At 36.3% G+C, this 15,470-nt stretch carries 17 protein-coding genes and 2 pseudogenes; 12 read left to right on the forward strand and 7 right to left on the reverse strand.

Going from position 1 to position 15,470, the window contains the following annotated elements:
- Window positions 1-493 precede the first annotated feature (493 nt).
- The 5 genes and pseudogenes from OTK50_RS17650 to OTK50_RS17670 all read left to right on the forward strand — a co-directional run.
- A pseudogene (locus OTK50_RS17650) lies at window positions 494-895 on the forward strand (BCCT family transporter); the annotation flags it as partial.
- A 38-nt stretch (window positions 896-933) separates the two neighbouring features.
- Window positions 934-2,337, forward strand: coding sequence for an MFS transporter (locus OTK50_RS17655; protein ID WP_082999010.1), 1,404 nt, complete (start codon window positions 934-936; stop codon window positions 2,335-2,337).
- A gap of 338 nt (window positions 2,338-2,675) precedes the next feature.
- The gene (locus OTK50_RS17660; protein WP_072588824.1) at window positions 2,676-2,990 is read left to right on the forward strand and encodes a MarR family winged helix-turn-helix transcriptional regulator; all 315 of its coding nucleotides are present in this window, start codon (window positions 2,676-2,678) and stop codon (window positions 2,988-2,990) included.
- Between the two features lie 160 nt (window positions 2,991-3,150).
- Window positions 3,151-3,502: pseudogene (locus OTK50_RS17665) on the forward strand (cystatin-like fold lipoprotein); the annotation flags it as partial.
- A 125-nt stretch (window positions 3,503-3,627) separates the two neighbouring features.
- The gene (locus tag OTK50_RS17670) at window positions 3,628-4,053 is read left to right on the forward strand and encodes a MaoC family dehydratase (RefSeq protein ID WP_015239218.1); all 426 of its coding nucleotides are present in this window, start codon (window positions 3,628-3,630) and stop codon (window positions 4,051-4,053) included.
- Between the two features lie 262 nt (window positions 4,054-4,315).
- Here the strand turns inward: OTK50_RS17670 and OTK50_RS17675 are convergent, their stop codons facing one another.
- A complete protein-coding gene (locus OTK50_RS17675) occupies window positions 4,316-4,657 on the reverse strand; it encodes an MmcQ/YjbR family DNA-binding protein (RefSeq protein ID WP_015239219.1) in 342 nt (113 codons plus the stop codon).
- A 418-nt stretch (window positions 4,658-5,075) separates the two neighbouring features.
- Window positions 5,076-5,519 carry an Rrf2 family transcriptional regulator gene (locus OTK50_RS17680; protein ID WP_224224049.1) on the reverse strand — a complete coding sequence of 148 codons (444 nt, stop codon included), beginning with the start codon at window positions 5,517-5,519 and terminating at the stop codon, window positions 5,076-5,078.
- Between the two features lie 197 nt (window positions 5,520-5,716).
- Between OTK50_RS17680 and OTK50_RS17685 the strand changes: the two genes are divergently transcribed.
- On the forward strand, window positions 5,717-6,355 hold the full coding sequence (locus tag OTK50_RS17685; protein ID WP_045206857.1) for an NAD(P)-dependent oxidoreductase: 639 nt from the start codon (window positions 5,717-5,719) through the stop codon (window positions 6,353-6,355).
- A 574-nt stretch (window positions 6,356-6,929) separates the two neighbouring features.
- Here OTK50_RS17685 and OTK50_RS17690 read toward each other — a convergent pair.
- Window positions 6,930-7,958: a fatty acid desaturase gene (locus OTK50_RS17690; RefSeq protein WP_045206901.1), complete on the reverse strand. Its 1,029-nt coding sequence runs from the start codon at window positions 7,956-7,958 to the stop codon at window positions 6,930-6,932.
- A gap of 772 nt (window positions 7,959-8,730) precedes the next feature.
- On the opposite strand from OTK50_RS17690, the gene cspC reads away from it, so the two are divergent.
- The gene (gene cspC / locus OTK50_RS17695) at window positions 8,731-8,934 is read left to right on the forward strand and encodes a cold shock protein CspC (protein WP_020955377.1); all 204 of its coding nucleotides are present in this window, start codon (window positions 8,731-8,733) and stop codon (window positions 8,932-8,934) included.
- Between the two features lie 663 nt (window positions 8,935-9,597).
- Here cspC and OTK50_RS17700 read toward each other — a convergent pair.
- Window positions 9,598-10,059 carry a CarD family transcriptional regulator gene (locus OTK50_RS17700; RefSeq protein ID WP_032873030.1) on the reverse strand — a complete coding sequence of 154 codons (462 nt, stop codon included), beginning with the start codon at window positions 10,057-10,059 and terminating at the stop codon, window positions 9,598-9,600.
- A gap of 450 nt (window positions 10,060-10,509) precedes the next feature.
- On the opposite strand from OTK50_RS17700, the gene OTK50_RS17705 reads away from it, so the two are divergent.
- Window positions 10,510-11,190 carry an aspartate/glutamate racemase family protein gene (locus OTK50_RS17705; RefSeq protein ID WP_224224050.1) on the forward strand — a complete coding sequence of 227 codons (681 nt, stop codon included), beginning with the start codon at window positions 10,510-10,512 and terminating at the stop codon, window positions 11,188-11,190.
- A gap of 104 nt (window positions 11,191-11,294) precedes the next feature.
- Here the strand turns inward: OTK50_RS17705 and OTK50_RS17710 are convergent, their stop codons facing one another.
- From OTK50_RS17710 to cotR, 3 genes are all read right to left on the reverse strand, one after another.
- Window positions 11,295-11,864: a DUF2812 domain-containing protein gene (locus OTK50_RS17710; RefSeq protein WP_045206862.1), complete on the reverse strand. Its 570-nt coding sequence runs from the start codon at window positions 11,862-11,864 to the stop codon at window positions 11,295-11,297.
- Window positions 11,851-12,168 carry a PadR family transcriptional regulator gene (locus tag OTK50_RS17715; protein ID WP_012116900.1) on the reverse strand — a complete coding sequence of 106 codons (318 nt, stop codon included), beginning with the start codon at window positions 12,166-12,168 and terminating at the stop codon, window positions 11,851-11,853. Before OTK50_RS17715 ends, OTK50_RS17710 begins: the two co-directional genes overlap by 14 nt.
- Window positions 12,169-12,523: 355 nt before the next feature.
- Window positions 12,524-13,489 (reverse strand): sporulation hydrolase CotR, encoded by a 966-nt coding sequence (gene cotR, locus OTK50_RS17720; protein ID WP_174738360.1) that lies wholly within the window; start codon window positions 13,487-13,489, stop codon window positions 12,524-12,526.
- Window positions 13,490-13,679: 190 nt separating this feature from the next.
- On the opposite strand from cotR, the gene OTK50_RS17725 reads away from it, so the two are divergent.
- From OTK50_RS17725 to OTK50_RS17740, 4 genes are all read left to right on the forward strand, one after another.
- Window positions 13,680-14,156 carry a DinB family protein gene (locus OTK50_RS17725; protein ID WP_082999017.1) on the forward strand — a complete coding sequence of 159 codons (477 nt, stop codon included), beginning with the start codon at window positions 13,680-13,682 and terminating at the stop codon, window positions 14,154-14,156.
- 35 nt (window positions 14,157-14,191) lie between these two features.
- Window positions 14,192-14,557, forward strand: a complete 366-nt coding sequence (locus tag OTK50_RS17730; RefSeq protein WP_044802983.1) for a cupin domain-containing protein — start codon at window positions 14,192-14,194, stop codon at window positions 14,555-14,557.
- A gap of 163 nt (window positions 14,558-14,720) precedes the next feature.
- Window positions 14,721-14,906, forward strand: coding sequence for a hypothetical protein (locus tag OTK50_RS17735; RefSeq protein ID WP_017419203.1), 186 nt, complete (start codon window positions 14,721-14,723; stop codon window positions 14,904-14,906).
- Between the two features lie 242 nt (window positions 14,907-15,148).
- On the forward strand, window positions 15,149-15,448 hold the full coding sequence (locus tag OTK50_RS17740) for a hypothetical protein (RefSeq protein WP_032873045.1): 300 nt from the start codon (window positions 15,149-15,151) through the stop codon (window positions 15,446-15,448).
- The last annotated feature ends 22 nt before the right edge of the window (window positions 15,449-15,470 follow it).

A 15,470-nucleotide genomic window follows, 5' to 3' on the forward strand; every position in this document is an offset into this window, starting at 1 on the left:
CTACTAATGCCTTCCAGCTGGATTTAAAAAATAATTTTGTTAGGTGTCATGCAATAAATTGTCGGTGATTGGCCTGTTTAAATGCATCCATTATTTCATACCCGGTGCTACTTATTTCTGTTGTAGTCTGTATACTGATTAATAGGTAAAGAAAGTCGAAAAGGTATACGAAATTCTTCATACAAATTAAAGTTTTGAATGAAAGAGCAGGATTACTCCTGCTCTTTTTCTTTCTAATTGGGCTAGATTAAACGCAGACGGTTATTCCTTGGGAAAAACAAAAAAAAATTCTTCTATCCATTGACTAGCTTGGCTTTAGCCGGGTTTCTATCACCCTGTTGAGCTTGTCAGATTTTAAAAAGATATGGTACGTTTATAGTGTTTTGTTTCACCTGATTGTGGGGTAATAAAGATAGAATCAGTAAATAAAGACGTAATGGAAGAACTAAAATAAAGGTTTAGGATACTTTGAAGAAATAAAAGTTTTTTTTCGATTGTGATAATATTCACAATAGAGCTATATTAAGGGGAATCATTTCTCCAAATAGTCTGCAGAAAATACCAACCACAGCCCAAGGATATATCACTAACCGCTTTGGCTGGTATTATCTGTTGGATGTTTCTCTTTTTGTTGCTTTTTGTATTATTTTTAGTCCAATCGGCAAAAATAAGTTAAGGAAACCAGCGAAAAAACTGAATTTCATCCTTCTTTCCTGGTTTACAATGTTATTTGGCGCTGATATGGATATTAGTCTAGTCTTTTAAGGTACAGTTGAACCAATCATCCACTATGCCGTTAGCTCTCCATCAGGTGAAACAGAAACCCCCAGACTTTTAGAGAAGCATTACGCTATACATTCTGGGACTGTATGCTTGGACCGTTTATGCGCTTGTATAATGTGGATTTGATAATTAAGGAGTCGATATTATTAAATGAAGTTTAACAAGAAAAAAATTAACGTTGTAGACATTCAAAAAGCGAAGAAAAGCGTGTTTGCTACAGGGATAGGAAACGCGATGGAATGGTTTGATTTTGCTTTATATTCTTATTTGGCAGTTATTATTAGTAAAAACTTTTTCAGTCCAGTTCAAAACGATGAATTAAAGTTAATATTTACTTTTGCTACATTTGCAATTGCCTTCTTACTTAGACCGGTAGGCGGAATTATTTTTGGTAAAATGGGTGATAAATTTGGTCGGAAAATAGTATTAACAATTACTATTTTAATGATGGCTTTATCTACTTTAATAATTGGTGTGCTTCCTACCTATGATCAGATTGGTGTATGGGCCCCTATATTATTACTCTTAGCTCGTATTCTGCAAGGTTTTTCTGTGGGTGGAGAGTACGCTGGTGCAATGGTATATATCGCAGAATCTTCTCCAGATAATAAGCGTATAAGGTTAGGCAGCGGTTTAGAAATCGGCACATTATCTGGTTATATAGTAGCTTCTGTTTTAGTTACAGTACTTTTCTGGACTTTATCTGATGTTCAAATGAATAGTTGGGGATGGAGAATTCCTTTCTTCTTAAGTATTCCAATAGGATTATTTGGTTTATATTTGAGACGTCATTTAGATGAATCACCAATCTTTGAAAATGACATCTCTGAAAACCAAGAACAACAACCCGGTTTATTAGAAGTCATTAAAACATATAAAAAAGATATCTTTTTATGTATCGTATTTGTGGCGTTTTTCAATATAACCAATTACCTATTGTTAGGTTATATGCCTTCTTATTTAGATGAGAACCTTGGTATAAGTGATAATATAAGTACACCGGTTACAGCAATTGTATTGATTATTATGGTACCGTTCGCTTTAACTTTCGGTAAACTAGGAGATAAATTAGGAAATAAAAAAGTTATAACAATTGGATTAGTATTAGGAATTGTATTTTCGATTATCTCTTTTCAATTTCTTAATATGGGGAGTCTAACATTCTTATTTATAGGACTTTTAATGTTAGGGATTGTATTATCTGTATACGAAGGTACTATGCCAGGATCTTTACCTACGTTGTTCCATACTGACATTAGATATCGTACATTATCCTGGACATTCAACTTATCAGTTTCTATTTTTGGTGGAACAACACCTTTAGTTGCTTCTTGGTTAACCCATGTGACAAGAAACAATTTGGCGCCGGGTTTCTATTTATTAGCAGTTAGTTTAATTGGCTTAATAGTTGTGTTAACCTTATTTAAAGATACTTCAGGTAAATCTTTAAAAGGTTCTTACCCAACAGTTGCTTCTAAAGCTGAGTTTCAAGAAGCTGTTGAAAATCCAAAAGATTCACTGTGGTGGAAAATGGAACAAACAGAAAAGGAATGAAAAAAACATCCATTTAATTGACCGGCTACTCGAAATACAGACTCAGAATAAGCTGGGATTATCCGAGCAGCAATAACTGCAGCTCTTTTATATTCTGGAGGGCTTACTGCTTTGCAAAAGCAGCGTTGCTATTCTCGATCGTCATTATTTTATTGGTTGTGTCCTAATAATAAAAATTGACGCAAGAACGAAGAGAAATTAAAAGGACCGAGCAATACAGCAAAATAAGAAGCAAGAAGCTTTGTTATGCCAGTTCTTCTCCCGAAGGAGAGCTGGCTTTTTATTTTCTATATGGGGTCCAAGGCAGAAAACGAGAACTTGTACGCTAATCACAGTATTTGGTTCTTCTTGTTTTATGGGAGAAGGAAAAAATATCTGTTAAAGGTTTAGGCGAAGAATTATATCTAGACTCCGGAACATTAACTCCAGTTTTAAAACGACTTGAGGAGCGAGGTCTTATTATAAGAGAGCGTTCAAAAGAGGATGAACGAAGTGTAATTATTACGTTAACAACTGAAGGGAATGAGTTTAAAGAAAAAGTCACAATGATACCTAATGCAGTATTTGATAAAACCGGTTGTAATGAAGAAGAAATTAAAAGTTATAACAAGGAAATTCGTAATTTACTTAACATGCTGACAACTGAGCAATAGTTTTATGAATATAGATGGCGGGCCCAGCGGGTGAATAACCCGTGGAGGTTCAAGTCCTCTCGGCCGCATCAATGATACCAAGGGTTTTGACACCCTTGGTATTTTTTGTTTATAAAAATTTATCTGTTACTGTCCACTTACTTATAGTAGGTCGTATGATTTGTCAGTCACCTTCATCCTTCTGCTGACTGCGTGCGGCGGCAGTAAATATGATAATGATTAATGAAGTGATGAAGCAGGAGAAGAAAGTCAGAAAAGAAATGCGAGCAGATTCAGATGAGCACAAAAGAGATAACGCCATAATTCGTGTATATGATGACGGGAAATATATTCAACTTGCGTTTTATCAGCCAGAAGAAAGTTCTCGTAGGCTGACTGCTTATTCTTATTATGAGAAGCTTGGAGATTCTTATGAGGAAATGGCACATATGCCGGGTGATGGTGATGGCGACCGCCTTGGTCTTTATAAGAAAACACCTGATTATAAAGAGGTTAAAGGCAAGGAAACAAAAACAATGTGCTTGTTCATTCCTGATAGGGGAACAATTGTTTTACCGTTAAGTTGTTGTGTGAGAGCCAGTATGTTAAAATGCTACGTAGATTTAATAATAAAGTTTAGATTCAAGGAGATTTATTTATGAAATTGGATGAATTCACCATCGGGCAGGTTTTTCAAACTAAATCTTTTGAATTAACAAAAGAGAATATAATGAATTTTGCAGAAGTGTATGACCCACAATACATGCATTTAAATGAAGAAAAAGCAAAAATGGGCAGATTTAATGGAATTATTGCTTCTGGAATACAAACGTTATCTATTACTTTTAAGCTTTGGATTGAAGAAGGGCGTCATGAAGACGATATTATTGCTGGGACAGGAATGAATAATATAAAATTCCTAGCACCCGTTTACCCTAATGATAAACTGAACACTATTGTTAAGGTTATTGATAAAAAACCAAATAAAAGCCAGACGGGGATACTTACTGTATTGTTATCTACCTATAATCAGAAAGAGGAAAAAGTGTTTGAAGGTGAGTTATCAGTATTAATTAAACGCTAAATGACCTTTGTGGCATATCATCGTCACCTTTCATTTTTTATAGGTGTCTGGATGAATTGAGCAATCATCTTAATTAATTGAGTGGACTTTGAGTCTGCTCTTTTTTATTTGTTCAACCCATGTCAAGAAACAAAGGACTAACAATAACGAAAAAATCATCTCGTAAATACGAATTTAAACATTGCTGCCTTGAAGTTTTTGCATATTCCTCTGTACCATTGCACCGGATGAATATCTATAATGAGCGTTCTATCCTTCGATGTTATGTTTCCTTTTTACTTTTTGGTTTTGTCAGTTCAAAGCTGTACTTTACCATGTCATGGATTTGGTGCTCTGGGAGTCCCTCATCTAAGGTAAGAGTATTCCAATGCTCCTTGTTCATATGGTAACCGGGCTTGATTTCTTCAAAAAGACCACGTAGAAAATCAGCCCTTTCAGGTTCGCACTTAAGGTTGACACATAAGTGTTCGTCGCGAGTGAAGATAAGTGCAAATATTTTCTTATTCCCTTTGTGCCGAATTGCAGTCCAACCATCTCCAAAAGGATGGTCTTCATAAGAGTTTGGAAAGGTTAGGCAGTAATCTTTAATTTCATCATAATTCATTATCAATTCACTCCATACCTCATTATTTTTATATACAGAACATATTCATTCAAACTAAGATTTGCGGTTTCTTTTATACCAATCCGAGATTTCCTCAAGTCTTTGTTTGAACTTAGCTTCTGAACCTTGAGTTGTTGGATAGTAATACTCAACGCCCTATTAAAGAATCTGGCATCGTCTGCATTGTCGTTAATTTTTCCTCTGTACCATGAGCTTATTTATATCCCTTACCGTAATCTAAATCTTTCATCAAAAGGAGCAGACTTTATGTCTGCTCTTTTTTTGTTCATGAAAAGCCATTTTTTATTAATCAAAAAATCAATATCAATTCGGGGCTGGATTCAATATGATCCAGTCCCTTTTTGTTTTATTGATTTTTCTTATTCCCAGTCTGATAAAAGATTTTCTGTGAAATCATTTAGCAATTATTGGTCAATTTTTCTTTTTCAATAATATCCTTTACCACATCCTCAATTGTGATATGCCCAAGAGCTTTTTCCAAGGCAGATTGGGCGATTTCAAATATTGGACCAATTGTACTTTGAATGTTCCGGCCTACAGGACATTGAGGATTGGGATTTTCATGTATACTAAACAATTCTTTATCTTGAACAACATTAACTGCTCTATAAACATCAAGTAAGGTGATTTCAGTTAAATCCTTCGCTAATTCAGCTCCTGCAATACCTGGCCGTACACTTACTAAACCTGCTTTTTTCAGCATTCCCATAATTTTTCTTATGAAGGCGGGATTTGTATTTACACTTCCAGCTAAAAATTCAGAAGTGCTAGTTCCGTCTTCATTTATTTCAATAAGAGCCAATATATGAATTCCTACAGCAAAACGGCTGCTAATAGACATGATTTCTTCACCATCCTAATTACATTACACTCTTTATAGTACACTTGTAACTGAATGTATTACAAGTTCTTTTACTCTAATATGCTCAATTAACAAGATGATAAAAGTATTGACAAATAACTAAGGTGTAACTAAAATTATTACATGTAATCAATGTGGTTACATTTAAAATTTTGAAGGATTAGGAGGACTTTAAATTGAAAATTGGAATCATTGGTGCAACCGGAAAAGCTGGAAGTCTTATCTTGAAAGAAGCGGTAAGCAGGGGACATGAAGTAACTGCAATTGTAAGAGATGCTGCAAAACTTAAAGAGGAAAAGATTTCAATCATTGAAAAAAATATAATTGATCTTACATCGGATGATCTAAAAAAGTTAGATGTAATAGTTAATGCCTTCGGTGCTCCATTAGGAGAAGAACAGGCACATGTAGATGCTGGCCGGGCATTAATTAGGGCATTAAAAGGAACGGGTACAAGAGCTGTAATTGTAGGCGGAGCAGGGAGTCTTTATGTAGACGAAAATAAAACTGTCAGTGTAATGGATACACCTGATTTCCCGGAGATTTTTATTCCAACAGCTAAAGGGCAAGGTCGTAACTTGCAAGAACTAAAGGAAACTTCTGATATTAACTGGACATTTATCAGTCCTTCAGCGGTATTTGACCCAGACGGGAAAAGAACTGGATCTTATCAGTCGGGAAAAGATCATCTTCTTGTGAATTCGAAAGGCGAAAGTTATATCAGCTATGCAGACTATGCAATTGCAGTATTGGATGAAATTGAAAATCCAAAACATATAAATGAACGCTTTACAGTTGTTGGAGAAGCTGAATAAGTGATTGAGTAGAAACAAAGGGGTACCATTAGTGTCATCGCTAATGGTATTTTCCTTCTAAGAATGTACGGAGACATTGAAAACTTTGCAATCAGAGTAGCGGATTACTTTTATGAAAAAGGGGATTTATCACGTTTAGAGCTTTTGTAAACCCACTCGTTTTCGTGAGTGGGCTTTTTTAAATACATCTATCAACATGATATTTATTATTAAGTACGGTAAGGGGTCAGTCAAAACTTCATAATGTCACTTTCGAATAATATCGATTAAACTTGATTGAATAGATCAAGACATAAATAACGATTAGTGCGGCAAATGTGTTTAGAACAAAGGTTTTATAACAGAAAACACAGTTTCACTTTATTGAGAGCCCAGCGGGTGAATAACCCGTGGAGGTTCAAGTCCTCTCGGCCGCATCCCAATGATACCAAGGGTTTTGACACCTTTGGTATTTTTTTGTTGTAAGTGCATGTGGCATTAAAAAAGTGCTGACCTCTGCACAAAATCTTTGCGCGAGTCTGCACTTTTATTATGCAAGATACACTGCCCATTATCATCGATTATGGGCGTTTATTTAATCCGTTCTTACCCGAGCTGATACCTGGCTTTTAGAAGTTTTTTTTAAGTGGGTAAAACCAACAAATTTTTTGCCTTCTTCATCCCATAGGCGGAACTTTAACGACTTAATACTTGTTGCCAGTGTGATGGTTGGAACGTTTTGCAATGGTTCAGTGTTATTATGCACGATTTCAAGCTTATAGTTTGGGACTCTTGGGCTTAAATGATGAACATGATGGAAACCGATATTGCCTGTTAACCATTGCATGACTTTTGGAAGCTTATAAAAAGAGCTTCCTTCAACGGCTGCTTTTACATATTCCCAATGCTCATCTTCTTCGAAATATGAATCCTCAAACGTATGCTGAATATAAAACATCCAAATTCCGAGGGATCCCGATATCATAAAAATTGGCGTCTGGACCAGCAGAAAGTTTTGCCAGCCGATAGCCCAACATAAAAGTGCTGCCAAAGCGACGATCCCCAGGTTCGTTACATATGTATTCATCCGTTCTTTGCGTTTTGCCCCTTTACGATTAAAACGATTGGTAATCCCGAAGACGTAAATCGGTCCGATAATAAACATAACAAACGGATTTCTGTACAAACGGTACATTATTTTTGTCTTAGTTGAGGCTTCTTTATATTCCTCAACAGTCAGTACCCAAATATCGCCCGTACCGCGTTTGTCCAGGTTGCTGCTTGTCGCATGATGGACAGAATGATCGTGTGCCCAATGATCAAACGGATGCAGAGTCAGAATTCCTGTAATTGTTCCAAGGATTCGATTCGCCTTTCGGTTCTTAAAAAAGGAATAGTGGCAGCAATCATGAAAGATAATGAAGGTTCTCACTAAAAAACCTGCTGCAACGACAGAAATCGCTAATGTAAGGATATAAGAAATCGACAAGCTCTTATAGGCCAAACACCATAACAGGAAAAATGGCACCAATGTGTTAATGATTTGATAAATACTTTTTTGTAAATCGGACTTTTCATAAGGGGTAACCAGTTTTCTCAAAGTCCTTAGGTTTTGTTCATTCATTTTTAAAAGCTTCCCCTCCCTTGATGTTCTCAATCTGCGTATAGAAAATGTTTTATTGCCTTTGAAGTCCCAGCTGTCATACATTTATGATAAGTATTATGGTTTTGTTTTAACTTGCCCGTCAGCTAAGGAGCCTTTTCAAAAGCTGTTAAATGAATCGGTTTTCCCTCTGTAAATTGATTGGCATTGCGAAAACTGATTCCTGGCTCAATTCATCTTTATGAGCAGAGCCAACCGGGATATACAAAGCGTATGAAGATTATACCCAGCTTTTAATCGGGATAAACTCTCTCTTGGTCTCTATGGGAATCAGCCCGTGAACTTTGATTGTTTGAGGAACAAACATGACAAGTTAATACCGTTAAAATAGGGGTATACCTGAGTGATCGTTTGGAAACATGTGCAGAAACAAAGCTATACCAGTGAACAGCCAAGAATATCTTGTACTTGAACAAGAAACAGCTGAGCTTTTTAAAGAAACCTTTAACAATCAATATGAAGTACTGGGTTTGAAGACACTCGTGATTCATTTTCAGGTGTTTTCAAACCATTGTTATTAATAAGCATCTTATTTTGCACTGGTATCGGCAGGTTTAACAAATAAAACATGAATGAACACATTATTAATTTGCAGTTATTTCCGTTTCGTGATATGATAAAGGAGAATTATTTTTGTTCGTGTAAAGGATAGTATGAATATCGACTTTTCGTCTTGATGATACTTTGGGCAAGGATAGTAATACAATGTGTAACACACTAGGAGGCAACAAAAATGGAACAAGGTACAGTTAAATGGTTTAATGCAGAAAAAGGTTTTGGATTTATCGAACGTGAAAATGGAGATGACGTATTCGTACACTTTTCTGCAATCCAAAGTGACGGATTCAAATCTTTAGACGAAGGTCAAAAAGTATCGTTTGACGTTGAGCAAGGTGCTCGTGGAGCTCAAGCTGCTAACGTTCAAAAAACTGCTTAATCTTTAATCGTTTATACAAACAGGCTCTTTATATAGGGCCTGTTTTTTTATGTTCTCTGTATCATACTGAATAAAAAAACCCTACTCAACGTTCGAGTAGGGACAGATGCTACAAGGTAAGAAAAAGGTTTAAAACCTCAAAGGATTGTTTACAGTATAACATACCGGATTGACGATATGTGGAATATATATAAATGATTTGTTTTTATGTTCTCAATATAACTGTATGTTATTGTTTGTTACATTTCGCATATCTCTTTTATGAAAAGAAGATAAACAACTGCTATTCACTGTGGAAGCAGATGTAAGAAATTCTTAAAGATAAAGAGGAGAGTGGTTGTTTTTTCTTCTGGAAATAATCACTTAGACCTAAAACAATGAAAGCCCTGCCTCTCTTCCATCCTTACGGCTCCATGTCCGTGCCAGTGTGAATCAGGATTACAAAAATCAAGTGACTATTTCATCGAGTTTTTTGATAAAACATCAAATGTTCGTTGAAGAAATTTTTAATAATAAAAACAGATTAGATTGTAGGAATAATAAAAGAGGTTAATGTTCTAAAAGTAAGTTGATGAAGTTAAGCGTCTTCGAAATATTTTAATCGTAATATTCCGAAAACTCGTGGGTGCTTTTTGGAATGCAAAACATTATTTAAAATTAACCTTAGCAGAAACTTTTTATTTGTTTTTCAGTGATTCCTTTAATGACTTCCAGTTCACTAATCAAAAATTCATATGCATTATCCAACATTTTTTTTTCGCTTGAATTAAGTGCTTTTTCTTTCTTCATTCGCATTAAATCACGTACAACTTCAGCGCCTTCTTGTATTTCACCCGTTTTTATTTTGTTCGTGTTTACTACATACCTTTGCTTCCATGGCAGTAACCTATCTGATTCACCATGCTGAAAAATGTGTATAATGTGTTTTAATGCACGTATATCAGTAACTGGCCGTATACTTGAACTCAATATTTTACGCGTTGGAATCATAACTGTCATATTACTTATTGACATTCTTATGACATAATACTGTTGTTTTTCCTCTAAGAATTGTTTTTCTTCTATGGCTTCAATTGTACCTGCTCCGTGCATTGGATAAACAATGTTATCGCCAATTTGAAACATATAATCCACCTCCATATATGGGAACTTAACTTAAGGTTACCATATATGGAGTGAGATATCAAATTTTTAATGATAACATGGTCATTTATTGGTGTCAATAACTTTTTTAAAAAACAACATCAAAATAAGAGGGAACCTGTGGGATTCCCAAAAAAGGAAAGATCAATTGGTCCGTGTATATCTTGGAATCTCGACTAATTAACAGAGATCAGTTTTTCGTTGAAAATGAGTTATTAAATTTCCTTTAGGAGTTCATGACTTGACATCAACGACACGTTTACTAATCTATATGGGCACAATTTAATCACCGATTTTTAACCATAATTCAATTAATGAAATGATAAAATAGGAGAAGACAGCCAAAAAGAAATGAGAGCAGATTCAGATGAGTAACACAAGAATAACTCATCGTGATCGTATTCGTACATATTTTTACAGAGGAGGACAATTATGATTGGAATACTGGCAGGAATGGGGCCAAAATCTACTGGGCCATTTGTAGATAAGGTAGTAGACGAGTGCCAAAAAATATATGGAGCAGTACATGATATGGATTTTCCTCATATGATGATTTATTCTTGTCCGACTCCTTTCTATATGAATAAACCTCTCAATCATACGGACATGGAAAAGGCAATTATTGAGGGGGCTGTAAAGCTTGAAAAAACGGGTGTTGATTTTATTGCAATCCCATGTAATACCGCACATATCTATTTTAATCAAATAAAAAAATCGCTTTCAGTCCCTTTACTAAACATGGTTGATGAAACCATAAAAAAAATATCTAAAGGTTCAAAAAAAGCAGCTCTTTTAGCCACCGTTCCTACGGTTCAATCTGGAATATTTCAAGAAGCGTTAAACAGAGAAGGTTATGATTTTTTACATCAAGATAGTTGGCAAATCTATGTCGATCACATAATAGAAAAGATTAAACAAGGTCAAATCGATGAGGCTGGTACATTATATGATGAATTACACCGTGACTTAGCAGAAAAGGTTGATACGGTTATCATTGCATGTACGGATTTAAATATGGTCACGGATCAAAAAAGAAGCGAACTTACCTTTGTTGATTCATCAGCTTGTCTCGCTCAAGCCATTGTAAATAAGTATGTATCATTAACAAAATAAGCCGTCTGATTTATCAGCAAATTCAGGGCGCTTTTTTCCGTTAAAGCGCCCGGATTCGGCAAATACATGATCCTCGATTACTTCTTGAATGTAACTTCCCCGTGTTATTGTTCCTTTAACATTGAATATTTTCGATACGCTTTATAGTAACTGATGCCGAAGATAACAGCCATAAGAGCGGGAAGCGACCTTAAAAGGGCAAATGGAGTTTCAAATAAAAATGCTTTCCAAAACATTGCGCCTTCCATACTCCACAGACCTTCAGCTAAATACAAACCTGAATCCTTGTAAATCAAATAAGAATAAAATAAGCAAAGTAAACCAAAACAAGATGAATAACTCATTAGTCTTTTATAATAACTACTCTTTGATTGGCGATCCGAGAAGATTTCATTTTGACCATCATCTTCTTTCTGCCAATATCGAGTTCCGCTAAGCCATGGGCTGTTTATATAACTCCAGCCGAAGTCTTCATAGATCTCTCTGTAGTCTTTGAACTTTTTCTTTGATAAATAATCATGATAATCCAGTCTCATCACATATCTCTTGTCGGTTTTTTCGAAAGTGTATATTCCTAATCCGCTGATATTTGTACAGCGATAGCCTTTTTGTAATTGCTCGTTCAGCCATTGCTCCTCTTTTTCAATATCAAAAAACATCTTAAATGTCTTCATTCGATTCACTTCCTTCGTACAGGGATAAAATATGCAGTAACCTGTTTTGTTCCATTTTCAAAATGGCGCTTCCTTCCGCAGTTATCATATAAACTTTTCTCCGGCCCGACTCTCCAACAGGTTCAATCCAGCCATGCTTATTCAAGTTTTCAATCGCGCCGTATAATGTGCCGGCTGCTAAAATAACAGTTCCGTTACTCATCTTTTCGATCTTCTGCATGGCGGCATAGCCATGAAGCGGCTCCCGCAAAGCTAATAAAATATAATGCATGGTTTCAGACAGCGGTAATAATTTATGTTTCATATCCTCATCCTCTATTCAGTCTGACTATATAGTTAAACTTAATACAGTGCAACTGAATAGTCAATGGTCTTTTCAAAATTTGTCAAAGGAACTTGAAAATCAAATCTAAAAAGTCGCTTTTCTTACGTAATGGGAAGCGGCTTCTGGGTAGTCCTATTCAATTAAATAGCCCGATTGTTGGATGTAATGCTTAACTTCAGTGCTTGAAATGCCGGGCGTAATAAGCTTTCACTTTATCAAATGCCCAGCGTATAAATAACCCGTGAAGGTCCAAACCCTCTCAGCCGCATTAAAAATACCAAGGGTTTTGAGTCCCTTGGTATTTTTTGTTCATTGTTTTAAGATGTGAATTTCCTTAATGGCTGTCGTTCCAGTTTTTCTCTATAAACGTATTCACTGGCTGTAAGTTGGTTTTGTTTGCAATTTCAATGACAGCGGGCACCACGGAAGGGTCTGTTTTGGAGAAGTTAGGAATCCGCGGATCTAACCGGAAAAAGCGGTCTCCCAGAAGGTTCGCGCTGACCATGGATTCATAGTAGCCATTTCCGCCGGCGATCATCTGAAGAAATGGCAGTAAAGGTTCATTAGGCGACCTGTCCAAAAGAACTCCCCAATTTGGAGGGAGGTTCTTCAGGTTTTCGGGACGTATGTTATCCGCACTTACCATTCCCCACCCCCTCGTATCTCTTCTTAACCGAGTCGGGGCTTCACCTGTACCGATGGATAGCGCCGCAATTTGATCCAATGGCACGTTGGCTTTACCAACCGCAAACGCGATACTGGCCGTACTGGGGTTCGTTGCCACTACATATCCATCCACGTAGTTTTGATAGGCTCGCTGCGTCGCGGGGGCACCGCTGCTCCGCAGTATGACATCACTCACTTTCTCATTTAAATAGGGAGAGCCGGGAAAGTTGTGAAATAATACGGGCGTCCAACGATCCAGTGCGGGGGAGTATAATTTGAATGAAGGGACAACAATTCGTTTTCTTACATCTTTAAGACGAAGGCCTGGCGGGAAAAAGTTTCGTACCGCTTTAATAAAACCGGAATATGGTAATTGTTGATTGAAAACAGGTCCGCCCGGCCGGGAAGTGCTGAATGCGGGCAGGATTTCATCCTCAAAATACTGAAGTGTTTCCTTCGGAGATCTTCCGCTTGCTAATGCCAGGGCAGTAAATGAACCGATTGAATTTCCCGCAAATACATGGGTTCGGCTTATTAATGCTGGATTTTCTTCAGCCAGTCTGTTCAATAGTTGTAAACTTAAAGCACCTAAGGTACCGCCCCCGTCAAAGGTCATGATCCGATATTTTGCCAAAGCTGATTTCTCCTTTCTGATGAAAACTATCATTCAGTATATGTTCAGCCAGAGTCTATTGTATGGATGAATGAATATCTTCTTATCTTAAATTACCAATCCAGCGAGTCGGGAAAGAATACGTTTTTTATTTAAAGAGGTTTTTTCCGGGAAGAAGGAGAATTATTTAAAAATAAAAGGGGGAAAACACTTGAATACGATTGACCTTATTATTTTAAATTTTGAAGAAGTAAGACGGCGAAGCATCAAGTTATGGACAGCTATACCTGAGGAAAAACTGGACTGGCGCCCGGATTCTGAAGCAATGTCGTGTAAGGAAATGATAAGACATGTATTAGAAGCGGAATTTCTTTATCATCACATTTTACTAAAACAAATGAATGAGTCTTCAGAGGAATCTAAAAACCCATATGAATCAAAAACGTTTACCACAGTAACCGAAGAATTAGAATTTGCAAAACCGTATCGGGCCGAGTTTTTGACATTCATCAAATCGTTAAACGAAACAGATTTAACAAATATAAAGATTGACAGGTCTGATGTTGGATATATTCGCGAACTAGGAGACATGTTATTAAGAATCGCTTACCATGAGTCCGTACATACCGGTCAGCTTTTAGACTATCTCAGAACTGCTGAAGTGGACAGGCCTTTAATTTGGGACTAGTTAAATGATTGAGTTTTACACAGGAAAGGGAAATAATGGAATATAAACCGATTAATTTCCAAGAGAAATTAGCTGCGTTCCAAGATCAATGGTCTCCAAAAGTAATTGCTGAAATGAATGATTATCAATTTAAACTTGTTAAGGTACAAGGGGATTTTGTTTGGCATAAGCATGACGAAACAGATGAAGTCTTCATTGTCATTAAGGGTAATTTAATCATTGAATTTCGTGATGGAGAAGTAAAATTAAATGAAGGTGAAATGTTTGTCATTCCCAAAAATGTTGAACATAAACCTTATGCAGAATCAGAGTGTAACATTTTGCTTGTGGAACCTAAAGGTGTTGTGAATACCGGGCAGGAAATAACTGATCAAACAGCTGAAAATGATGTCTGGGTCTAGCCTGTAACAAAAAAACGATCAAAACTCCGAAAGATCGAATGAGGATGAGAGAAAATGATCAGGAAAACCAATTAAGAAAGATTTAAGGTTAAATATTGAAAAAATTTGTTAATATTATAATACATTGTTTGGAAATGTAATCATTTTATAAGGAGTTTTCTAATTGCGTTGGAGTAAATGGTTCAATATTTTTTGCATAGCAGCATTGGGATCAATATATGGCTATAAATTGTTTACTAACCAAGAAGTCAGTACGGCTCGTTTGATCATAGCTGCTGCAATTATCTTGTGGAACATTGTCGGACTTTTTAGCAAAGAACCAGTAAAACAAACACAGCAAGCAAACTAAAAGTCAAAAACACAAAAAGTTGGTAAAGAAGGATGCTGCAGCGCGCAGCATCCTTTTTCGCAGTCTCTCTTTTTACGCTGCTTATCATAAATCATTTAAATTTCATCAAGCATCCAGAATCTGTTGCATCGATAAATGGAAATTGCCCTAAAATGTGCCGGTTCATCAAAATACCAGTCCAAGCTGCAGTTATTTATTTACATAGTATGTAAAGATTGAAAAATGAGAGAAGGAGTGGCGTAATGTATTATAACGAAGGTGAAGATCAACAGTACGTTCAGAAGAAAAAGCCATACAACGAAGCCTGTGACCTTGGCCATGATTTTGATATGGCGGACGATGAAGCAAGAGCGGAAGCAGCAAGAGAAGCAGAAGCGAGAGCCAGAGCGGAAGAGGCAATAGCAAGAGCGGAAGAAGCAAGAGCCAGAGCAGCAGAAGCAAAGGTAGAAGCGGCAAAATTAGCAGCAAAAGCGAAATGTAAAAAACGTCATAAGAAAGAGAAAAAACAGGATTGCAAACGTAAGCACAAGAAGAAAAAATAAGAGCTTTTCATCATGTAAAAGA

The sequence above is a fragment of the Bacillus sp. NEAU-CP5 genome (assembly GCF_026420705.1).
In the GTDB taxonomy this organism is placed as follows: domain Bacteria; phylum Bacillota; class Bacilli; order Bacillales; family Bacillaceae; genus Bacillus; species Bacillus velezensis.